Raw genomic sequence first — 21457 nt, 5'->3', positions numbered from 1 at the left:
CACCCCGGCACCCCACCCAGTGCTGGGCGCCGCCGTCAGCTACGCGCCGCGCGCGACCGCGCCCGTGTGCTCCGCGGCCGCGGCCACCGCCGCGTCGCGGGCGGCGGAGGTCTCCTCGACCGTGAGCGTGCGGTCGGGCGCGCGGAAGCGCAGCGCGTACGCGAGCGACTTCCTGCCCTCGCCGATCTGCTCGCCCGTGAAGACGTCGAACAGCCGCAGGGACTCCAGCAGCTCCCCCGCCCCGGAGCGCAGCGCCTTCGCCACCTCCGCGGCCGGCACGTCGGCGTCGACGACCAGGGCGACATCCTGCGTGGCCACGGGGAACGTCGAGACCGGCGGGGCGTCCAGCGGGCCCTGGGCGGCGCGGTGCACGGTCTCCAGCCGCATCTCCATCGCGCAGCTGCGGGGTGGCAGGCCGAGCGCCTTCACCACCCGCGGGTGCAGCTCGCCGGCGTGGCCGGCCAGCACGCGCTCGCCGTCGATCAGCACGTACAGCGCGGCGCAGCGGCCCGGGTGCCAGGGGGCGTGCCGGTCGGCCTCGATGACGAGCTCGGCGCGGGCCTCGCGCGCGACGGTGCGGGCGGCCTCGACGGCGTCCGCCCAGCCGGCCGGGCGGCCCTCGCCCCACCAGCCGGATGGCTCCCGGGCGCCCGTCAGCGCCACGGCGACGTGGCGCGGCTGCTCGGGCAGCGCGGCGTTCAGCGCGGCGATCTCCTCCTCGGAGGGGCGGGCGGTGACCGGCAGCAGCGCGGCCGCCGGCTCCTGGCCGGTGGGCCGGAAGACCAGGCCGGTCTCGAACAGCGCGACGTCGCTGTTGCCGCGGCCGACGTTGCGCCGCAGCGCCTCCAGCAGGCCGGGCAGCAGCGTGGTGCGCAGCCCGGGCTCCTCGTCGGAGAGCGGATTGGACAGCTTCACCGTGCGGCGGCGCGGGTCGTCCTCCGGCAGGCCGAGGGCGTCGAACGCCGCCTGACCGACGAAGGGGGCGTTGAGCGCCTCCACGTACCCGGCGCCGGCCAGGGCCCGGCCGAGGCGGCGACGCAGCCGCTGCGGCTCGGTGAGGCCGCGCCCGGCGGGCGGCCGGGGCAGGGTGGCGGGCAGCGACTCGTACCCCTCGAGCCGGATGACCTCCTCGGCCAGGTCGTTGGGGTCGGTGAGGTCGGGCCGCCAGCTCGGCACGGTGACGGTGAGCTCGTCGGCGCCGAGCACGTCGCAGCCGACCTCGCGCAGGCGGCGCACCACGGTCTCGCGGCCGTAGTCGACGCCCGCCACCTTGTCGGGGTGGTCGGCGGGGATGGTGATGGCGTGCGGCGGGATGTCGGCGGCGACCTCGGTGACGCCGTGCTCGGCCCGGCCGCCCGCGAGCAGCTGCAGCAGGTCGACGGCGCGCTGCGCGGCGGCGGCCTGCGCCTGCCGGTCCACGCCGCGTTCGAAACGCCGCGAGGCCTCCGTGGACAGCCGGTGGCGGCGGGCGGTGCGGGCCACGGAGACGGGGTCGAAGTGCGCCGCCTCCAGCACGATGTCGGTGGTGCCCTCGGCCGGGCGGAGCACGTGCTCGACGACGGCGTCGGCGATCTCGGTGCCTGCGCCGCCCATGACCCCGGCGAGGCCGATGGGGCCGGTGGCGTCGGTGATGACGAGGTCCTCGGGGTCGAGGTCGCGCGCGGCGCCGTCGAGGGTGGTGAGCTTCTCGCCCAGCCGGGCACGGCGTACGCCGATGGTGCCGTTGACGCGGGCGCGGTCGTAGGCGTGAAGCGGCTGGCCGAGCTCCAGCATCACGTAGTTGGTGATGTCCACGGCCAGCGAGATGGGGCGCATGCCGGCCTTCTGGAGGCGGCGCTGCAGCCAGATCGGCGAGTGGGCCTCGGGCCGCAGGCCGGTGATGGTGCGGGCGACGAACCGGTCGCAGGCCGCCGGCTCGGCGACCTCGACGGGGTAGCCGTCGGCGTTCGGCCCGGGCACGTCGAGCAGCGCCGGGTCGCGCAGCGGCAGGCCGAAGGCGATGGCGGTCTCGCGGGCGATGCCGCGCATCGACAGGCAGTAGCCGCGGTCGGCGTTGACGGCGATGTCGAGGACCTCGTCGACCAGCTCCAGCAGCTCGACGGCGTCGGTGCCGACCTCGTGCTCGGGCGGGAGGACGAGGATCCCGGCGTGGTCGTCGCCCGTGCCCAGCTCGCGGGCGGAGCAGATCATGCCCTCGGAGAGGCGGCCGTAGGTCTTGCGGGCGGAGATCTTGAAGCCGCCGGGCAGCACGGCGCCGGGCAGCACCACCACGACCTTGTCTCCCTCGCGGAAGTTGACGGCGCCGCAGATGATGTTCTGCGGCTCGCCGGTGCCGTTGGCGGTGCCGACGTCCACCTGGCAGTACCGGATGGGCTTCTTGAAGCCGGTCAGCTCCTCGAAGGCCAGCACCCGACCGACCACCAGCGGGCCGGTGAGGTCGGCGCCGAGCTGCTCGACGGACTCGACCTCGAGTCCGGCGGAGATGAGCCGGGCGGCGACGTCGCGGCCGGTGACGGCGGCGGGCAGGTCGACGTACTCCCTCAGCCAGGAAAGCGGAACGCGCATGGGGCTCAGACCTCCATTCCGAACGGCTGGGTGAAGCGCACGTCGCCCTCGGTCATGTCGCGGAAGTCGCGCACGTTGTTGCGGAACATCAGCATCCGCTCGATGCCGAAGCCGAACGCGAAGCCGCTGTAGCGGTCCGGGTCGATGCCGCAGGCGACGAGCACGCGGGGGTTGACCACCCCGCAGCCGCCGAGTTCGATCCAGCCCTCGCTGGAGCAGGTGCGGCAGGGCCGGTCGGGGTTGCCGACGGACTCGCCCCGGCAGACGTAGCAGACCATGTCCATCTCGGCCGACGGCTCGGTGAAGGGGAAGTAGTCCGGGCGCAGCCGGGTGCGCATGCCCTCGCCGCCGAAGAGGGCCTGCACCATGTGGTCCAGGGTGCCCTTCAGGTCGGCCATGGTGATGCCCTCGTCCACGGCGAGGCACTCGATCTGGTGGAACGCCGGGGCGTGGGTGGCGTCCGGCTCGTCGGTGCGGTACGTGCGGCCGGGGCAGATGACGTAGATGGGCGGCTCGCGGTCCAGCATGGAGCGGATCTGCACCGGCGAGGTGTGGGTGCGCAGCACCGTGCCGGAGGGCCCGCCGGCCGCGCCCTCGACGTAGAAGGTGTCGCTCTCGGTGCGGGCGGGGTGGTCGGGGAGCATGTTGAGGGCGTCGAAGTTGAACCACTCGGCCTCGGCCTCGGGGCCCTCGGCCACCTCGTAGCCCATCGCCACGAAGACGTCCTCGAGGCGCTCGGACAGCGTGGTGATGGGGTGGCGGGCGCCGGCCGGGAGGCGGTCGTAGGGCAGCGTGACGTCCACCGCCTCCTCCACCAGCATCCGCTCGTCGCGCTCGGCCTCCAGCTCCTCCTGGCGCGCGGCCAGCGCCCGGCCGACCTCGCCGCGGGCCTGGCCGACGCGCTTGCCGGCCTCGGCGCGGGCCTGCGGCGGCAGCGCGCCGATCTCGCGGTTGGCCAGCGCGAGCGGCGAGGCGTTCCCGGCGTGGGCGGCCTTGGCCTCGCGCAGCGCGTCGAGGTCCTCGGCGGCGGCGATGGCGTCGAGCGCCTCGTCCCGGGCCCGGCCGATCTCTTCCGGTTTCAGTGCCTCGACCTCGACAGGGTCGTACGACTTGTTCGGTGCCGACATCTCTTCCCGTGCTTCCGTGTGGCTTGACTTGCGCTGGTCAGCGCCGCGCGCCCAGGGGTCGAGTCTAAGGGGGCACGCGGGATGGTCCCTACGGGTGAGCCCGCGGGCTTCTCAGGCCAGGAAGGCCGGGGTGCCCGCGGGCAGAATAAATCGGAAGCGGGCGCCGCCTCCGGCGGAGCGGCCCACGGTCACGGTGCCGCCGTGGGCCTCGACGATGCCCTTGACGATGTAGAGGCCGAGGCCGGTGCCGCCGCGGTCGCTGCCTCGCCAGAAGCGCGTGAAGACGCGGTGCATGGCCTCCTCGGGGATGCCCGGCCCCTCGTCGCTCACGGTGACTGCCGTCCCTTCCTGGCGGGTCCTGCTCGGCGGTACGCGGTGCATCTCAATCGTGACAGTGCCCTCGCCGTGGCGCACGGCGTTTTCCAGCAGATTCCCCAGCACCTGGTCGATCTTGTCGGGGTCGGCCCACAGGCCCGGGAACTGCTCGTCGATGCGCACCTCGAAGCGCTCGGCCTGGTAGCCGCCGTTGACGAGTGTCTTCACGTGGCGGCGGATGGCCTCGTCGAGGCGGACGAGCTGGCGGCGGAGCTCCAGGCGGCCGGAGTCGATGCGGGAGACGTCCAGCAGCTCGGTGATGAGGCGGGTGATGCGGTCGGCGTCCCCGTCGACGGTCTGCATCATCAGGCGTTTCTGCTCGTCGGTGAAGCGGTCCCACTTGTCGAGCAGGGTGGCGGTGAAGCCCTTGACCGAGGTCAGGGGCGAACGCAGCTCGTGGGCGACGGTGGCGATCAGCTCGGCCTCGCTGCGCTCGCTGCGCTGCCGCGCGTCGGTGCCGCGCAGCGTGACCACCAGGCGCCGCACCGGGCCGCCGGGGTGGTCGCGCACGTACCGGGCGCAGACCAGCACCTCGCGGCCGCCGGGCAGCAGCAGGTTGCGCTCGGGCTGGCCTGAGCGGGTGGCCAGGCCCCGGTAGGGGCTGGTCACGCACCACCAGGGGCGGCCGTCGGGGTCCTCCAGCGGCAGCACGCTCCCGATGGGGCGGCCGAGGGCGGCGGCGGGCGGACGGCCGGTGAGGCGGGCGGCCTCGGCGTTGAAGCAGCAGACCAGGCCCAGCCGGTCGGCCACCACGAGCCCGTCGGGCAGGTCGTCCTGGTGCAGATCAAGCTGGCCCGCGCCGGCCGCGATGTCCATCCCCTGCTCGCCCCTCTCCCCAATGGTCGGTCAGCCTACTAGCGCCCGGCGGTTTTCTCCCGCCCCTGGTGGGATGCCCGGCACCCGCCGGGCGCGCGCTGGGCGCGGGCGGAGGCGTAGAGGCACACGGCCGCGGCGGTGGCGAGGTTGAGGCTCTCGGCCCGGCCGTGGATGGGGACGCGGACGGCGGCGTCGGCCAGCGCGAGGGTCTCCTCGGGCAGCCCCCAGGCCTCGTTGCCGAAGATCCACGCGGTGGGGCCGCCCATCGCGCCGGCGTCGAGCTCGGCGTCCAGCTCGCGCTCGCCGCCGCCGTCGGCCGCCAGCACCCGCAGCCCGGCCCCGGCCAGGCCCCGGACCGCGTCGCGGACCGGGACGTCGACGGCGAGCGGCAGGTGGAAGAGGCTGCCGGCGGAGGCGCGTACCGCCTTGGGGTTGTAGGGGTCGACGGAGGCGTCGGTGAGGATGACCGCCTCGGCGCCGGCGGCGTCGGCGCAGCGCAGCACGGTGCCGGCGTTGCCCGGGTCGCGGACGTGGGCGAGGACGGCGACCAGCCGGGGCCGCTCGGCGAGGAGTTCCGGCAGCGGGCGGTCCACGAAGCGGCAGACGCCGACGAGGCCCTGCGGGGTGACGGTCTGTGAGAGGCCGGAGACCACCTCGGGGGTGGCCAGGTGCACGGGAACGCCGGCGGCGCGGGCCGCGGCGACGAGCTCGCCGTGGCGTTCGGCGGCCTCGGCGGTGGCGAAGAGCTCCACCAGGCTGTCGCCGGCCTCCCGCACCGCCTGCGGCCCCTCGGCCAGGAAGCGCCGCTGCTTGCCGCGGGCGGCGCGGCGGGCCAGGCGCCTGGCGGCGACGACGCGCGGGGAGCGCGGTGAGGTCAGTTGCTCGGCGGTGGGGGCCATCGGGTGGTGGCTCGCTTCCGGGACGGTGCGGGCGGTGGCTGCGGCCATGGCAGGTGCGGGCCGTCCCCTGCCGCCCCGGGGTGTGCCCACACTCCGCCCCTGGCGGCGTCGGCGTTCGGGTGCGGGGAGAGGACGGACCCGCGGGCCGAAGCCCGCGGGTCCGTCACGGGGTCGCGCGGCCTTGGGGCGGCCCGGAGGCCGCTACGCCGCCTTGGGCGCGTTGACGTCGCTCGGCAGGGCCTTCTGCGCGGTCTCGACCAGGACGGCGAAGGCGTTGGGGTCGCTGACGGCGAGCTCGGCGAGCATCTTGCGGTCCACCTCGATCTCGGCGGCCTTCAGGCCCTGGATGAAGCGGTTGTAGGTGATGCCGTGCGAGCGGGCGGCGGCGTTGATGCGCTGGATCCACAGCTGCCGGAAGTCGCCCTTGCGCTTCTTGCGGTCGTTGTAGTTGTAGACGAGGGAGTGGGTCACCTGCTCCTTCGCCTTGCGGTACAGCCGCGAGCGCTGGCCTCGGTAGCCGCTGGCCTGCTCCAGGATCGCCCTGCGCTTCTTGTGGGCGTTGACCGCCCGCTTGACGCGTGCCACGTGTGTACTCCTTGTAGCGGGGCCACGGGGTGTGTGCGCGGCCCGGAAACGGATGAGGTCCCGGTCGTTACCGGATCATTTGCCGAGGAGCTTCTTGATCCTCTTCGCGTCGGCCGGAGCCGTCTCCGTCTTGCCGGCGAGGCGTCGGGTGAGGGTGGACGGCTTGTGCTCCAGGTAGTGACGGCGATTGGCGCGCTGGCGCATCACCTTGCCGGAGCCGGTGATCTTGAAGCGCTTCCTGGCGCCGGAGTGCGTCTTGTTTTTCGGCATGTCGCCGCAACTCTCCTCGTCCGTGGCTTTCCTGGCCGCCGCATGGGCGCGGCGGCTGGAGCGCCGGTGCTGTTCGTTCCTGTGCTGCCGCCGACCGTGGCGAGAGCGGGCGGGACCTCAGCGGCCCCTAGGCCGACGACCTGCCCTGCTGGCGTTCGGCCTTGCGGGCGGCCTGGGCCTCCCGGGCCTCGGCCATGGCCTCGGTCTTCTTCTTGTGCGGACCGAGAACCATGATCATGTTCCGGCCGTCCTGCTTGGGATTGGACTCCACGAAGCCCAGTTCCTGGACGTCCTCCGCGAGCCGCTGCAACAGCCGGTAGCCCAGTTCGGGCCGGGACTGCTCACGACCGCGGAACATGATCGTGATCTTGACCTTGTCCCCCTGCTTGAGGAACCGGACGACGTGACCCTTTTTGGTGTCGTAGTCGTGCGGATCGATCTTCGGCCGGAGCTTCATCTCCTTGATGACCGTGTGCGCCTGGTTCTTGCGCGCCTCACGGGCCTTCATGGCCGACTCGTACTTGAACTTCCCGTAGTCCATGAGCTTGCACACGGGCGGGCGGGCGTTGGCCGCCACCTCGACGAGGTCGAGGTCGTATTCCTGGGCAAGCTCCAGGGCCTTGGCAAGCGGCACGATGCCGACCTGCTCGCCACTGGGACCGACGAGTCGCACCTCGGGAACGCGAATCCGGTCGTTGATGCGGGGCTCGGCGCTGATGGGGCCTCCTCGGTTGCGCCGCACGGTTGCCTGGCGGGCAGCCGTGCCGGATGTGTCTGTGACCACCGGGCCAGGACGTAAAAAACGCCCCGACCGGTGCACGAGCGGGGCTCCTGGTGGATCCGGAGCACCGCCGCAGCGATCCGCGGGGCGCAGCCTGACCAATGACCTGCCAGCCTCGGGGAGCCGGTCAGGTGGGAGTTCGGAGCCTCCACTTGCGGGCCGGGCGTACGTCAGCCCAGCCGGTCATCTACCAGACTACCGCACCACGCGTCATGCGGCGTCCGGCGGGCACCTACCCTGTGCGGCATGAGCGAGACCGCCCCGGCCCCCGCGCCCGCGCCCGCGCGCGTCCCCGCCGACCCCCGGGCGCCGGCCCGGGACATCGCGGAGGTGCCCGCGGTGGAGGTGATCACCACGGTCGCGGTGCACCTGATGAGCTCGGCGGCGGTCAACCTGGGCCTGGCCGAGGAGGGCGAGCGGCACCGGGACCTGGACGAGGCGCGGAAGCTGATCAACGCCCTGGCGGGCCTGGTCACGGCGAGCGCGCCCGAGGTGGGCACGTACCACGCGGCTGCGCTGCGGGACGGGCTGAGGTCGCTGCAGCTGGCGTTCCGCGAGGCGTCGGCGGTGCCGGACGCGCCGGGCGAGGGACCGGGCGAACGACACACCGGGCCGGTGGTCCCCGGCTAGGCGCCCTCGGGGCCCGGGCCCTCCGGTCCCCGCGAGTCCCCCCGTCCCCGCGTGTCCTCCGGCCCCGCTGCGCCCGCCGGGCCAGGGCCGGACGGCGTCGTGGGCTGCCGCAGGTGGGGATGCGGCTGCGGGTGGACCAGCAGGTGGACGGCGACCGCGAGCGCGGCGCCGACGAGCGGGGCCAGGATGAACAGCCACAGCTGCGCCAGCGCGTCGGCGCCCGCGAAGAGCGCGGGCCCGATGCTGCGGGCCGGGTTGACGCCGGTGCCGGTGAGCGGGACGCCGACCAGGTGGACGGCGCCGAGCGCGATCCCGATGGGCAGGCCGTCGAAGCCGACGACCGCGACCTCGTGGGTGACGGACAGCACCACGAAGACCAGCAGCGAGGTGAGCATGGTCTCGGCGAGGAAGGCGCCGCCGAGGGAGAGGTCCACCGCGGAACGGTCGTCGAAGCCGTTGGTGCCGAACCGGTCGTGGACGTGGAGCCCGGGGACCTGGCGGGCCAGCAGGTAGAGCACCGCGGCTCCGGCGATCGCGCCGGCGAGCTGGGCCAGCCAGTACGCGACCGCGGTCCGCGTCCCGATCCGGCCGGCGAGCAGCATCCCCAGGGTCACCGCCGGGTTGATGTGGCAGCCGGAGACCGGCCCGATGGCGTAGGCGAGGGCCAGCAGCGTGAAGCCGAAGGCGAGGGCGATGCCGAAGGCGCCGACGTACTCGGCGGCCAGCACGGCCGAGCCCACGCCGAAGAAGACGAGGGCGAAGGTGCCCACCGCCTCGGCCGCGACGGGCTGCGGCTCGGACTCGGCGGTCTTCGCCGTCTGCCTGATCGTGTCCCGGGTCTCCGGGGACATCGGGAACATGGCGCCCTCCGCTGCCGGCCTGCCTGCGTCCGGTCCTGCACGCAGTCTTCCGGCGGCGCCCGGCGACCGCACGCCGTGGCGGGCCGGGCGGGTGGATGGGTGGGTGGGTGTGGAGGTGCGGATGCGCGGATGCGCGGAGGTGCGGAGGTGCGGAGACGTGGGGCGTCAGGCCACGGGGCGGTCCTGGCGGCGGTACAGGGGCTCGCCGGGGAGCCGGGTGCCGGCGGGTACGACTGCGAGGTCGAGGCCGCGCACGAGCCGGGCGCGGAGGGTCTCGTCCGCCGCGAACGCCCGCGCGAGCCGGGTGACGACGGGCCGCGGTTCTTCGTCCGGGGCGAGGACGAGAGCGAGGGTGGCGTCCGCGCCGCCGCCGGGCACCAGGTGGGCGGCGGCCACGGCCGGCTCGGCGGCCAGCAGCGCGCGCACCGCGTCGGCCACCACCGGGCTCCCGCCCGGGTCGCCGCCGCCGGCCGCGAGGGCGCGCAGCGCGGGGCCGGCGATCTCGTAGGTGACGGGGCCGGCGACGTCGACGACCAGGGTGTCGGCGTTCTCCTGGTGGGCGGCGCGCAGCGCCTGGGCCGTGGTGACGGGGACGGGCCGGGCGTCGGGCCGCCAGCGCGCGAGGGTCTCGATGGCGGTGAAGACCGGCAGGGCGCGCCGGCCGCTCGGCACGGTGAGGGTGAGCAGCGCCATGTCGCTGCTCTTCTCGCGCCTCAGCGGCGTCCCGTCCGGGCCGGTCGCGGCCGCCTCGGCGGTGCCGTCCTCGCCGAGCACGGCGACCACCGGCACCAGCAGCCTGGAGCGGGCGAGCGCGGCGAGCAGCCGGGGCTCGGCGGCCGGGTCGCTCCCGAGGTCGGCCAGGGCCCGGCGTACCTCGGGGTCGGCCGAGCCGTCGTCGCGGGCGAACTCCGGCTGGGGGATGTTCTTCAACGCCACGGGTCGAGGGTAGCCGGGGGTCCGCCGCGTCCCGTGGCCGCCGTCCGTCCCGGGCGAATCGACCGATGCACGGTATTCGTCACCGACTGTTACGAGTTCGTCATGGAACGGCGGATGACTCGTCCAGGTGTGCGGGATAGCGTGCGAGACATGACTCCCCCGATTCCCCGCCGGCTGGCGCGGCGGATCCGGCCTGCCGTCGCAGCGCAGGCCGCGCTGGCGACCGCGCTGTTGGGCGTCGCCGCCACGGGCGACGCGGCGCGGCTGATGCCGGCCTCCGAGCCGGTGGGGAGCGCGGAGGCGGCGGCTCAGGCCCAGCGGGACGGGCAGGAGGGACAGGCGGGCGAGGTGGGGGGAGAGGAGCGGGGCGACGAGCCCGGAGCGGGGCAGGCCACGCAGCCGCCGCCCGAGGGCGACGGCCCCCCTGAACAGGACTCCCCCAACTCCCCGGCGCTCCTTGAGGAACCGGACGCCGTCCTGGAGGAGGCGATGACCCGGCTGCTCGACGGCGAGTCGGAGGTGCCGGTGTACTCCCCGGTGCGCCTGTCGGTCTCCGTGCTGGCCCTGGACACCGGGCTCGCCGCCGGGTACGGCTCGGAGAGCTTCGACACCGCCAGCATCGTGAAGGTGGACATACTCGCCGCGCTGCTGCTTCAGGCGCAGGACGCGGGGCGGGAGTTGACGGACGCGGAGCGGGAGCTGGCCGAGGCGATGATCGTGGCCAGCGACAACGACGCGGCCGACAGCCTGTGGTGGTCGATAGGCGGCCCGTCGGGCCTCGATGCCGCCAACCGGCGGCTGGGTCTGACGGAGACGCGGGCCGGGAGCGGCGGGACCTGGGGGCTGACGCAGACCACGAGCGCGGACCAGATAGCGCTGCTGCGGGCGGTGTACGGCGGGGACTCGGCGCTCGACACCGGCTCGCGGGCGTACATACAGGAGTTGATGGGCTCGGTCATATCCGAGCAGCAGTGGGGGATATCGGCGGCGTCCGGGGGGGAGTTCGAGCTGAAGAACGGCTGGCTGCCGCGCAGTCAGACCGGCCTGTGGGACGTCAACAGCATCGGCCGCGTCACGGTGGAGGGCGCGTCCTACCTGGTCGCGGTCGTCTCGGACGGGCACGCGTCGCAGGCGGACGGCATCGCGGCGGTGGAGGCCGCCGCCCGTGCCGCGGTGGACGCGGTCAGCGGCGGCGCGGTCAGCGACCGCTAGGACCGCCAGGACCGCCAGGGCTCGCGGGGCCGGGCTCCCGCAGGCGCAGGAAGAGCACCGCCGAGGTGGCGAGCATCAGCGCGCCGAGCACGCCCGAGGCGGGCGCCAGCCACGGTACGCCGCCCCCGCCGCCGTCGTTCCGGCGCGGGCCCGCGCCGAAGTACTCCCGGGCGTACGGCTCCGCCGCGGCCGCGGGCTGCCGCTCCCCGGACTCCGGATCCGCGGCGGCCTCGATCGCCGCCGCCGGATCGACGATGCCGCTGCCCACCGCGTCGTCGCGGCCGCCCTCGGGCGAGTTCTGCGCGGTGTCGGCGAGCAGCCGCTTCACCTCGGCAGGGGTGAGGTCGGGGTAGGCGGACAGCAGCAGAGCGGCCGAGCCGGAGACGAACGCCGCGGCGGCGGAGGTGCCCCAGCCGGAGTAGTACTGGCCGTCGGGCTCCGCGACGATGACGTCCTTGCCGGGGGCGGCGACGGTGGCGTACCAGCGGCTGGTGGAGAACTCGGCCGGGGTGCCGGAGCGGTCGACGGCGGCGACGGCGATGACGCCGGGGTAGCCGGCGGGGTAGGAGACCGGGTCGCCGTTCTCGCCGCCGTTGCCGGCGGAGGCGACCACCACGGAGCCCTTGCGCAGGGCGTAGCGGACGGCCGCGTCCTCCTCGGGGTCGGGGTGCGCGGACTCGCTGTCGTCGCCGAGGGAGAGGTTGATGACGTCGGCGCCCTGGTCGGCCGCGTAGCGGATGCCCTCGGCGAGGGCGTCGCCGCGCGACTCGCTGGCCTCGTCGCGCTGCGGGTCCTCGTCCTCCAGCAGCACCCGCACGGGCAGGATCTCGGCCTCCGGCGCGACGCCGAGCACGCCGCTGTCGCGGCCGGGGCCGTGGCCGTGCCCGGCGATGATGCCGGCCATGGCGGTGCCGTGGGCGGCCCACGCCGGGTCGCCGGGGGCGGCGCCGAGGCCGACGAAGTCCTCGCCGTCGAGGACGGATCCGGCGAGGTCGGGGTGGTCGGAGTCGACGCCGGTGTCGAGCACGGCCACGGTGACGCCCTCGCCCCTGCTGGTGCGCCAGGCGTCGGGGGCGTTGACGGCGTCGAGCGCCCACTGCTGCTGGTCGCGTATGGAGTCGGCGCGGGCCTCGGGGCCCGGGGTGCCGGGCACCAGGCCCTGGCCCCAGGCGACGGCCAGGGCGGCGGCGGACGCCAGGACGCGGGCGCGGGCGCGGGCGCGGGTGGGTGTGGGTGTGGGTGTGGAGGTGCGGAGGCGGGCGGGCGTCATCGCGGCTCCCCCAGGTCGAACTCCTCGGCCTCGTCGACCGCCTGGTGCAGGCCGGACTGGACGCGGTCGGCGATGCCCTCGGCGTCGTGGCCGAGACCGGCGAGGGCGACCGTGGTCTCCTCCCCCTCGGCCGTCGCCTCGGCGGCGGGCTGCGGATCGGTGGCGGTGCGGCCGTCGACGAATCCGGTGACGGCGTACACCACGACCGGTATCCCGGTCAGCACCCGCACCGTCCAGGAGTAGCGCTGCGCGTCCCCGAAGCCCTCGGCGACGGTGCCGGGGGGCGCGTAGGTCCGGGGCATCAGGTCGGGGCGTTCGGCGAGGTCTTCGGTGCGGAAGCGCTCCTTCGCCTGCCGCATGACGCTCTCCGGTGCCTCGGTGAAGAGGAGCCCGACGGTGGTGACGCTGGTCTGGGTCTCGTCGACGTAGGTGGCGCGCACCAGCCGGTGGCAGCCGACGGGGGCGAGGACCTCGGCGAGCAGCGGGTCGAACGCCTGGTCGCAGCCGCCGTCGGGCGCGACGCCGACCCGGAGCCAGCGCCGGTCCGCGCCCCCCGGCCCGGCGCCCTCGCCGGCGAGTTCGGCGGGGAAGAGGCGGTCGACGGGCACGTCGCGCCACAGCGAACGGCCGTCCTCGTACATCGCCTCGACGGAGGAGGGATCGTCGCCATCCCCGGTGAGCCAGGCTCCGGCGGCGGCCCCGCTGAGCAGGCCGGCGCCGAGCACGAGGCAGACGACGGGCGCCACGAGGCGCGTCGGGAGGTGGTGGGGCGTCGTGCGGCGGGGCACGGTGACGGCGCGCAGCAGCAGCGTCGGCGGCGACTCGTCGTGGGCGGCGGCGGCCATGGCGGGTGGCGCCGCCGGAGGCGGCGGCACGGACGGCCGCGCCGGCGCCCTGACCGTGCGCGGCTTCATCGCGGGAGGCGCGGCCCTGGCCCGCCCGGGGCCGTCGGAGTCCGCCCGCGCGGGGCCGCTGCCGGGCGTCGGCGCCTTCGCGGGCGTCGCCGCCCTGGGCGACTCCGCGCGGGGCGAGGCAGGCTCGGCGCGGACGGGTTCAGCGGGACCGGCGTCGCGCGACCCGGCGTCAGGGGAATCCGCCCCCGCGGGCCTCCCTTCGGACCTCCCGGCCTTTCGGGCTCCCGCAGCGGGCGGCGCGCCCCCCGGCGACGCGGCCGGCGGCGAGGTCGCCGCGGGCCCGGACCCCGCCCGGGGCGGCGCGGCGTCGGCGGGCCCGGCCCCGGGCGGGCCAACCTCCGGCGGCGGAACCCTGGTCGGCGGCGCCGCGCCGGGCACAGCCTCGCGCGGCCCGGCCTTCCGCCCGGCCTTCGGCCCGGCCCTCGGCGGCTCGGGCTCGGCGAGTGCGGGCCCCGCCGTACCGGCGTCGCGCGGCCCGGCTGCGGCGGAATCCTTCCCCGCCAGTCCGGCCCCGGACGGCCGGGCGTTCACGCGCTTCGCCTCGGGCGGCGCAACCGTCGCCGGTATCTCCTGGCCGGGCGCGGCCTCGCGCTGCCCGGCGCCCGTCCCGGCCCGCGGTCCCGGCTTCCCGGGCCTCGCCTCGGGCGGCGTAACCTCCGGCGCATCGAGCTTCGTTGACGTCTCCGTCGCGGGCCTCGCCGCGGGCCTGGCCTTGGCCGCATCGGCGGGCGCGGTTCCCCGCTCGGCGTTCGTGGGCCCGGTGCCGACGCCCGGCGGGCCGGACGGGCGTGGCGGGGCCGTCGGCCTGGGCGGGGCCGTCGGCCTGGGCGGGGCAGCGGGCCTGGGCGGGGCCGTGGGCGGGGGTGGCACGCGCCGTTCACCTTGATCGATGCTCATCCACGCACCCCCATCGCCGCCATGACGGAGTCACTTTACGGGCGCCCGCTCACGCGTCGGTACCGGGTGCGTCCGATACGGGCCGCACGCCCTGGATGATCCGGTCCATGTCCCGCACGGGCGGCGCGTCGCCGCCGATGTCGAAGCCCAGGCGCAGCACCAGCATGCGTCCGGAGTCGTCGGGGGCGGGGAACGCCACCGACTCGACGTACGCCTCCGTCCCGGCCTCGGTCACGATGCGCCAGCGGACGCGGTAGCCGCTCTCGCCCGCGATGGTGACCTCGTCGGCGAGCACCTGCGTGTGGGACGCGATGCCGCCGTACGCCTCCGGGTTGTAGGACTCCCGGGCGCCGACGGCGACGTCTGCGGCGGCCACCTCCTGGGGGGTGGCGGGGATGTGCTCCTCGGCGGTGGTCAGGAACGCGCCCGCGGTGCGGCACTCCTGGCCGTCGTCGGCTGGGCAGGGGTAGCCGGCGCTCGTGGCCGTCGCCGCGCCGTCGCCGAGGGGGCGCTCCTCCCAGCCGTCGAGCACGGGGAGCGCGACGCCCCGGGCCCGGCCCTCGGTGAGCGGGTACCGGGGCCCCGGATCGCCGGTCCCGGTCGTGGGCGCGGTGGCGGTGGGGGTGCGGTCGCCGTCCGCCCGTTCGTCGTCGCCGGACCCGCCGCCGAGCAGCAGCACGGCCGCGGCGGCGAGTGCCGAAAGCACCAGGACGGCCCCGGTCAGGGCGATGAGGAGCGGGCCGCGGCCGCCGACGGTGTCCCCCGGCGGCGCGGGCAGCCGCTCGGGCGTGGGCGGCGCGGCGGGCGCGGCGGCCACCGGACCCGGGATTCCCTCGCCGGCGGCGCGGGTGTGGCCGGTCCAGTCGGTGCCGTTCCACCACCGCTCCGGCGCGGGGTCCTCCCCGGCGTGGCGGGGGTCGGGATACCAGCCGGGACCCACCGGCTCCGTCATGCCCGCTTCCCCCTCATCGGTCTCGGCCCCTCGGCCGCCTCCGCCCTCCGCACACCGCGAACCTCTCACAGCTCCCCGCGCGTTAGCCACCTCGCGCCCGCCGCCCTTACAGGGGTGTGACGTACGCCCCGGAGATGCCCCCGTCGACGAGGAAGGTCGAGGCGTTGACGAAGGAGGCGTCGTCGCTGGCGAGGAAGGCGACGGCGGCGGCGATCTCCTCGGGCTCGGCGAAGCGGCCGACGGGGACGTGCACCAGGCGGCGGGCGGCCCGCTCCGGGTCCTTGGCGAACAGCTCCTTCAGCAGCGGGGTGTTGACCGGCCCGGGGCACAGGGCGTTGACCCGGATGCCCTCGCGGGCGAACTGCACGCCCAGCTCCCTCGACATGGCCAGCACCCCGCCCTTGGAGGCGGTGTAGCTGATCTGTGAGGTCGCGGCGCCCATCACCGCAACGAAGGAGGCGGTGTTGATGATCGAGCCCCTGCCCTGGCGGCGCATGTAGGGGATGGCGGCCTTGCAGCACAGGTAGACGGAGGTGAGGTTGACCTCCTGGACGCGGCGCCAGGCGTCGGGGCCGGTGGTGAGGATGGAGTCGTCGTCGGGGGGCGAGATGCCCGCGTTGTTGAAGGCGACGTCGACCGAGCCGTACGCCTCGTGCGCGGCCCGGAACAGCGCCTCGACCTGGTCGGCGTCGGTGACGTCGGTGGGGACGTACCGCCCGCCGGTCTCCTTGGCCACGGCCTCGCCGCGTTCGGCGTCGATGTCCGCGCATACCACGTGGGCGCCCTCGGAGGCCAGTCGGCGGGCGGTCGCCAGGCCGATGCCGCTGCCGGCCCCGGTGATCACGGCCGTCCGGCCGACGAGCCGGCGGCAGACGGCGGTTCCGGCCGTTTCCTCGCTCACGGTGTCCCCTCTGTTCGCTTCCCTAGTCGCTTTCTTTTTCGCTTATCGCTTATCGCTGATCGCTTTTCGTTCTTCGTTCTTCGCTTCGCTCAGTCTTCTTCGGAGCTGATGAAGACGTTCTTGGTCTCGGTGAAGGCGGCCAGCGCGTCGGGGCCCAGCTCGCGGCCGAGCCCGGAGCGCTTGAAGCCGCCGAACGGGGTGGCGTAGCGAACGCTGCTGTGGGAGTTGACCGAGAGGTTCCCCGCGGCCACGGCGCGCGAGACGCGCACGGCACGGCCCAGGTCGCGGGTCCACACGGAGCCCGACAGGCCGTACTCGGTGGCGTTGGCCAGGCGCACGGCCTCCGCCTCGTCCTCGAAGGGCGTGACGACGGCCACCGGCCCGAAGACCTCCTCCACGGCGGCGCGGGCGGGCGCGTGGCGGGACTCCAGCACGGTGGCCGGGTACCAGAAGCCCTTCCCGGAGGGGACCTGGCCCCGGATGGCGGCGGGCGTCGTCTCGGGGACGTAAGCGCGAACGCGCGTCAGCTGGGCGGCGGAGATCAGCGGGCCCATGACGGTGGCGGGGTCGGCCGGGTCGCCGGTGGTGACGGCGAGGACAGCCGGTTCGAGGAGTCCGAGGAAGCGGTCGTAGGCGGCGCGCTGCACGAGGATGCGGCTGCGGGCGCAGCAGTCCTGCCCGGCGTTGTCGAGGAAGGAGGCGGGGGTGGTGGCGGCGGCGCGCTCCAGGTCGGCGTCGGCGAAGACGATGTTGGGGCTCTTGCCGCCGAGTTCGAGGGTGAGCCGCTTCACGCCCGCCGCGCAGCGGGCCATGACGCGCCGGCCGACGGCCATGGAGCCGGTGAAGACGATCTTGGCGACGCCGGGGTGGTCCACCAGGGCCTCGCCGGTGACGGGCCCGGCGCCGGGGAGCACCTGGAGGAGGTTCTCGGGCAGGCCCGCGGCGAGGGCGAGTTCGGCCAGGCGCAGGGCGGTGAGCGGGGTGGTCTCGGCGGGCTTGAGCAGCACGGCGTTGCCGGCAGCCAGGGCCGGGGCGGTGCCCCAGGCGGCGATCGGCATAGGGAGGTTCCACGGCGCGATGACGGCGACCACGCCCAGCGGTTCGGCGAAGGTGATGTCGATGCCGCCGGCCACGGGGATCTGGCGGCCCGTCAGCCGCTCGACGCCGCCGGCGGCGTAGTCGAGCAGGTCGCGGACGTTTCCGGCCTCCCAGCGGGCGGCGGCGACGGGGTGTCCGGCCTCGCGGACCTCGATCCCGGCCAGTTCGTCGACGGCGGCGTCCACGGCGGCGGCGAAGCGGCGCAGCAGGCGGGCGCGTTCGGCGGGGGCGAGGGCGGCCCAGCGGCGCTGGGCGGCGCTCGCGCGGCGCACGGCGGCGTCGACCCCGGCGGGGGTGGTGGCGGGGACGGTGGCGATGACCTCCTCGGTGGCCGGGTTGACGACCTCGTGGGCCTCGGGGAACTCGGGGGCCTCGGCGGAGCCGGTGACCTCGGCTGGCTCGGGGCCCCGGTGCTGGATCTCCTGCGGCTCGTCGGGCACGCGCTTCCTCACACTCACATGCGTTCGAAGGAGCGGAACCGCTCCCAGTCGGTCACGGCGGTGTCGTACGCCTCCTGCTCGACCCGGGCCATGTTGAGGTAGTGCGCCACCACCTCCTCGCCGAAGGCCGCCGTGGCCAGCGGGCTGTCCCGCCACAGCTCGGCCGCGTCCCGCAGCGTGGCGGGCACGTGCTCGGCGTCGCTCGCGGCGTAGGCGTTGGAGGCGCAGGGGTCGGGCGGCTCCAGGCGCCGCTCCACGCCGTCCAGGCCCGCCGCGATCATCCCGGCGACGGCGAGGTAGGGGTTGACGTCGCCGCCCGGCAGCCGGTTCTCGAAACGCAGCGAGGGGCCGTGGCCGACGACGCGCAGCGCGCAGGTGCGGTTGTCCATGCCCCAGGCGACGGCGGTGGGGGCGAAGGAGCCGGGGCGGAAGCGCTTGTAGGAGTTGATGTTCGGGGCGTACAGCAGGCTGAGCTCGCGCAGCGCGGCGAGTTGACCGGCCAGGAAGTGGCGCATCACCGGCGACATGCCGTGGGGGCCGTCCGGGTCGGCGGCAGGGGCTGCGAAGACCGGGCGGCCCTCCTCGTCGCGGAGGGAGAAGTGGATGTGGCAGGAGTTGCCCTCGCGCTCGTCGTACTTGGCCATGAAGGTGAGGGAGCAGCCCTCCTGGGCCGCGATCTCCTTGGCGCCGGTCTTGTAGATGGTGTGCTGGTCGCAGGTGGTCAGCGCGTCGGCGTAGCGGAAGGCGATCTCGTGCTGGCCGAGGTTGCACTCGCCCTTGGCGGACTCCACGGTCATGCCCGCGCCGCCCATCTCGTTGCGGATGCGGCGCAGCAGCGGCTCGACGCGGCCGGTGCCGAGGACGGAGTAGTCGACGTTGTACTGGTTGGCCGGGGTCAGGCCGCGGTAGCCGGAGCGCCAGGCGTGCTCGTAGGTGTCGGTGAAGACCATGAACTCCAGCTCGGTGCCGGCGTACGCCCGCCAGCCGCGCTCGGCGAGGCGGTCGAGCTGGCGGCGCAGGATCTGGCGGGGCGAGGCGGCGACGGGCGAGCCGTCGTGCCAGGCGAGGTCGGCGGTGATCATGGCGGTGCCGGGGTGCCAGGGGACGCGGCGCAGAGTGGAGCTGTCGCCGTGCAGGGCGAAGTCGCCGTAGCCGCGCTCCCAGGAGGACATGGCGTAGCCGTCGACGGTGTTCATGTCGGCGTCCACGGCGAGGAGGTAGTTGCAGCCCTCGGTGCCGTGGTCGAGGACCTCGTCGAGGAAGAAGCGGGCGGCGAAGCGCTTGCCCTGGAGCCTGCCCTGCATGTCGGCGAAGGCCAGCACGACGGTGTCGATCTCGCCGAGGTCGGTCAGGCCCCGCAGCTCCTCTACTGACAGCGGGGGTGTGCCGCCCGCCGACGGGCGGGTTCTCACACCTGTCATCCGATGGCCTCCTGTCACGTCAGCCGGAGGCCATAAGGTATCGGCGCAGACCATTGATTGGGAAGTAGGGCCGATGGGTGACACCAGGGACGCCGGCGGGGGCATGACCGGGGACGTGGCCGGGGACGTGGCCGCGGTGCTGCGACCGGTGCGGGCGGGCAACGGCTTCGAGGAGGCGCTGGAGCAGATCCTCCAGGTGCTGCGGCTCGGCCTGGTCGCCGAGGGCGAGCGGCTGCCGTCGGAGCGGGAGTTGGCCGGGCGGCTCGGCGTCAGCCGGATGACGCTGCGCGAGGTGCTGAAGGTGCTGCAGGACGAGGGCCTGGTGGAGAGCAGGCGCGGTCGGTACGGCGGCACCTTCGTGCGCGGCGGCGGCCCGGCCGCGAGCCCGGCGGCGAGCGCGGGGGCACTGGGAGCGGCGCTGGCCGAGGTCGACATCGAGGACACGCTGCGGCTGCGCGAGGTGCTCGACGTGGGGGCCGCGGGGCTCGCCGCGGCGGACGCGGCGGACGGGGCGGACCCGGCGGCAGCCCGGCGGCTGCGGGCCGCGCTGGCCGGCACCGGGGAGGCGCCGCCGGCGGACTACCGGCGCGCGGACACCCTCCTCCACCTCACGCTGGCGGAGATATCGGGCTCGCCGTCGCTGGCCGCGCAGTACGCCGCGGTGCGGGCGCGCCTGAACGAACTGCTGGACCGCATCCCGCTGCTGGTGCGGAACCTGGAGCACTCGCAGACGCAGCACGCCGCGCTGGTGGAGGCGGTGCTGGCGGGGGACGCGCCCCGGGCGCGTGAGGTGATGCGCGAGCACTGCGCGGGCACGGCCGCGCTGCTGCGCGGCTTCCTGGGCGAGGCGTAACCGCCGTTTTACGCGCGAGGGGTTGCGCGCCCGCCCGGCTGCCGCAAAGGTATGCGCCCATACCATTACGGCGCGAGGCAGGAGCGGCAGCCCATGACCGACGACACCGAGTCCCCGTCCGCCCCATCCGACTCCACCTCCGGCACCGCCCCGGCTGCTGCCTCGCCTGGCTCGTCTGCCTCGCCTGCCTCGTCCGCTTCTCCAGAGGACGCCTATCTGAGCCGCCGCGCCCTGCGCACCGGCAGCGCGGGCCCGCTGCTGCTGACCGGCCTCGGCGTGGCGTACGTCGTCTCCGGCGACTACGCCGGGTGGAACTTCGGCCTGGCCGAGGGCGGCTTCGGCGGCCTCGCGGTCGCCGCCGTGCTGATGGGCCTGATGTACACCTGCATGGTCTTCGCGCTGGCGGAGCTCGCGGCCGTCCTGCCGACGGCCGGCGGCGGCTACGGCTTCGCCCGCCGCGCGCTGGGCCCCTGGGGCGGCTTCCTGACCGGCACGGCGATCCTCATCGAGTTCGTGCTGGCGCCGGCCGCGATCGCGATCTTCATCGGCGACTACGTCGAATCCCTGGACCTGTTCGGCCTGACCTCCGGCTGGCCGGTCTACCTGGCCTGCTTCGCCGTCTTCATCGCCATCCACCTGTGGGGCGTGGGCGAGGCTCTGCGCTTCAGCCTCGTCGTCACCGCGATCGCCGTGGCCGCGCTGCTGGTCTTCGTGATCGGCGCGGCCCCGGAGTTCAGCGCGGGCTCGCTCGACGACATCCCGGTCGACGAGGACGCCTTCGGATCCGGCTCCTGGCTGCCGTTCGGGCTGATGGGCATCTGGGCGGCGTTCCCCTTCGGCATGTGGTTCTTCCTTGGCGTGGAGGGCGTGCCGCTGGCGGCCGAGGAGGCGCGGGATCCCGTCCGCACCCTGCCGAAGGCGATGGCGTGGGCGATCGGGATCCTGCTGGTGCTGGCGTTGCTGACCTTCGTGGCCGCCTCGGGGGCGCGGGGCTCGGCGGCCGTGCAGGACGCGGGCAACCCGCTGGTGGCGGCGCTGGAGCCGGACGGGGAGGAGTCGGCGCTGAGCCGCTTCGTCAACTACGCGGGGCTGGCCGGGCTCGTGGCCTCCTTCTTCTCGCTGGTGTACGCCGGGTCCCGGCAGCTCTTCGCGCTCTCCCGGGCCGGCTACCTGCCGCGTTTCCTGTCGCTCACCTCCCGCCGCAAGTCCCCCTACCTGGGGCTGCTGATCCTTGGCGCACTCGGCTTCGGCCTGGCGGCCGCCACCGGCGACGGCGCCCGCATGCTGAACGTCGCGGTCTTCGGGGCCACGATCTCCTACGCGCTGATGACGCTCTCGCACATCGTGCTGCGCCGCCGCGAGCCGGGGCTGCCGCGCCCGTACCGGACGCCCGGCGGCGTGGCGACCTCGGGCGTGGCGCTGGCGCTGTCGCTGGCGGCGCTGGTGGCGACGTTCCTTGTGGACCGGGAGGCGGCGTTCATCGCACTGGGGGTGTACGCGGTGGCCATCGCCTACTTCGCCGTCTACAGTCGGCACCGGCTGGTGGCCGCCGCCCCCGAGGAGGAGTTCGCGGCGCTGGCGGAGGCGGAGGCGGAGCTGAACCGCGACTAGGCCCTGTCCGGGCGGTCTTGCCGGATCGGCCCGCGGCGGCGGCC

At 75.0% G+C, this 21457-nt stretch carries 20 protein-coding genes; 5 read left to right on the top strand and 15 right to left on the bottom strand.

The window, feature by feature from the left end:
• Positions 1–39 precede the first annotated feature (39 nt).
• From pheT to infC, 7 genes are all read right to left on the bottom strand, one after another.
• The gene (pheT, locus tag ACTWQH_RS17045) at positions 40–2565 is read right to left on the bottom strand and encodes a phenylalanine--tRNA ligase subunit beta (protein ID WP_443287419.1); all 2526 of its coding nucleotides are present in this window, start codon (positions 2563–2565) and stop codon (positions 40–42) included.
• A 5-nt stretch (positions 2566–2570) separates the two neighbouring features.
• The gene (gene pheS / locus ACTWQH_RS17040; protein WP_443287418.1) at positions 2571–3692 is read right to left on the bottom strand and encodes a phenylalanine--tRNA ligase subunit alpha; all 1122 of its coding nucleotides are present in this window, start codon (positions 3690–3692) and stop codon (positions 2571–2573) included.
• Between the two features lie 111 nt (positions 3693–3803).
• Positions 3804–4883, bottom strand: coding sequence for an ATP-binding protein (locus ACTWQH_RS17035; protein ID WP_443287417.1), 1080 nt, complete (start codon positions 4881–4883; stop codon positions 3804–3806).
• A 38-nt stretch (positions 4884–4921) separates the two neighbouring features.
• A complete protein-coding gene (locus tag ACTWQH_RS17030) occupies positions 4922–5782 on the bottom strand; it encodes a TrmH family RNA methyltransferase (RefSeq protein WP_443287428.1) in 861 nt (286 codons plus the stop codon).
• 201 nt (positions 5783–5983) lie between these two features.
• Entirely contained in the window at positions 5984–6367 is a 384-nt protein-coding gene (gene rplT, locus ACTWQH_RS17025; RefSeq protein ID WP_443287416.1) for a 50S ribosomal protein L20, read from the bottom strand.
• Between the two features lie 75 nt (positions 6368–6442).
• Positions 6443–6637: a 50S ribosomal protein L35 gene (gene rpmI, locus ACTWQH_RS17020; protein WP_443287415.1), complete on the bottom strand. Its 195-nt coding sequence runs from the start codon at positions 6635–6637 to the stop codon at positions 6443–6445.
• A gap of 127 nt (positions 6638–6764) precedes the next feature.
• The gene (infC, locus tag ACTWQH_RS17015) at positions 6765–7379 is read right to left on the bottom strand and encodes a translation initiation factor IF-3 (RefSeq protein ID WP_443287427.1); all 615 of its coding nucleotides are present in this window, start codon (positions 7377–7379) and stop codon (positions 6765–6767) included.
• Positions 7380–7664: 285 nt separating this feature from the next.
• Here infC and ACTWQH_RS17010 point away from each other — a divergent pair, with 285 nt between their 5' ends.
• Positions 7665–8048, top strand: a complete 384-nt coding sequence (locus ACTWQH_RS17010) for a DUF1844 domain-containing protein (RefSeq protein ID WP_443287414.1) — start codon at positions 7665–7667, stop codon at positions 8046–8048.
• Here ACTWQH_RS17010 and ACTWQH_RS17005 read toward each other — a convergent pair.
• Positions 8045–8899 carry an aquaporin gene (locus ACTWQH_RS17005; protein ID WP_443287426.1) on the bottom strand — a complete coding sequence of 285 codons (855 nt, stop codon included), beginning with the start codon at positions 8897–8899 and terminating at the stop codon, positions 8045–8047. The genes ACTWQH_RS17010 and ACTWQH_RS17005 overlap by 4 nt on opposite strands.
• 174 nt (positions 8900–9073) lie before the next feature.
• Positions 9074–9844: an SseB family protein gene (locus ACTWQH_RS17000; RefSeq protein ID WP_443287413.1), complete on the bottom strand. Its 771-nt coding sequence runs from the start codon at positions 9842–9844 to the stop codon at positions 9074–9076.
• Between the two features lie 150 nt (positions 9845–9994).
• Between ACTWQH_RS17000 and ACTWQH_RS16995 the strand changes: the two genes are divergently transcribed.
• Entirely contained in the window at positions 9995–11056 is a 1062-nt protein-coding gene (locus ACTWQH_RS16995; RefSeq protein ID WP_443287412.1) for a serine hydrolase, read from the top strand.
• Here ACTWQH_RS16995 and mycP read toward each other — a convergent pair.
• Together mycP and ACTWQH_RS16985 are read right to left on the bottom strand one after the other, a co-directional pair.
• On the bottom strand, positions 11043–12326 hold the full coding sequence (gene mycP, locus ACTWQH_RS16990; RefSeq protein WP_443287411.1) for a type VII secretion-associated serine protease mycosin: 1284 nt from the start codon (positions 12324–12326) through the stop codon (positions 11043–11045). The genes ACTWQH_RS16995 and mycP overlap by 14 nt on opposite strands.
• The gene (locus ACTWQH_RS16985; protein ID WP_443287410.1) at positions 12323–13171 is read right to left on the bottom strand and encodes a hypothetical protein; all 849 of its coding nucleotides are present in this window, start codon (positions 13169–13171) and stop codon (positions 12323–12325) included. The genes mycP and ACTWQH_RS16985 overlap by 4 nt, the downstream gene beginning before the upstream one ends.
• Here ACTWQH_RS16985 and ACTWQH_RS16980 point away from each other — a divergent pair.
• Entirely contained in the window at positions 13170–14126 is a 957-nt protein-coding gene (locus ACTWQH_RS16980; protein WP_443287409.1) for a hypothetical protein, read from the top strand. The two genes, ACTWQH_RS16985 and ACTWQH_RS16980, sit on opposite strands and share 2 nt — an antisense overlap.
• A gap of 60 nt (positions 14127–14186) precedes the next feature.
• Here the strand turns inward: ACTWQH_RS16980 and ACTWQH_RS16975 are convergent, their stop codons facing one another.
• The 4 genes from ACTWQH_RS16975 to ACTWQH_RS16960 form a co-directional block, all read right to left on the bottom strand.
• Entirely contained in the window at positions 14187–15089 is a 903-nt protein-coding gene (locus ACTWQH_RS16975) for a DUF2510 domain-containing protein (protein ID WP_443287408.1), read from the bottom strand.
• Positions 15090–15195: 106 nt separating this feature from the next.
• On the bottom strand, positions 15196–15990 hold the full coding sequence (locus ACTWQH_RS16970) for a 3-oxoacyl-ACP reductase (RefSeq protein WP_443287407.1): 795 nt from the start codon (positions 15988–15990) through the stop codon (positions 15196–15198).
• Between the two features lie 89 nt (positions 15991–16079).
• Positions 16080–17405: an aldehyde dehydrogenase family protein gene (locus ACTWQH_RS16965; RefSeq protein WP_443287425.1), complete on the bottom strand. Its 1326-nt coding sequence runs from the start codon at positions 17403–17405 to the stop codon at positions 16080–16082.
• A gap of 137 nt (positions 17406–17542) precedes the next feature.
• Positions 17543–18949: a glutamine synthetase family protein gene (locus tag ACTWQH_RS16960; RefSeq protein WP_443287405.1), complete on the bottom strand. Its 1407-nt coding sequence runs from the start codon at positions 18947–18949 to the stop codon at positions 17543–17545.
• A gap of 73 nt (positions 18950–19022) precedes the next feature.
• Between ACTWQH_RS16960 and ACTWQH_RS16955 the strand changes: the two genes are divergently transcribed.
• Together ACTWQH_RS16955 and eat are read left to right on the top strand one after the other, a co-directional pair.
• Entirely contained in the window at positions 19023–19802 is a 780-nt protein-coding gene (locus ACTWQH_RS16955) for a FadR/GntR family transcriptional regulator (protein ID WP_443287404.1), read from the top strand.
• Positions 19803–19895: 93 nt separating this feature from the next.
• Positions 19896–21413: an ethanolamine permease gene (gene eat / locus ACTWQH_RS16950; protein ID WP_443287403.1), complete on the top strand. Its 1518-nt coding sequence runs from the start codon at positions 19896–19898 to the stop codon at positions 21411–21413.
• The last annotated feature ends 44 nt before the right edge of the window (positions 21414–21457 follow it).

It is taken from the genome of Streptomyces sp. 6N223 (assembly GCF_052246635.1).
GTDB lineage: Bacteria > Actinomycetota > Actinomycetes > Streptomycetales > Streptomycetaceae > Streptomyces.
Note: the sequence above shows the minus strand (reverse complement) of the source record. Positions and strands in the feature narration are given on the sequence as shown.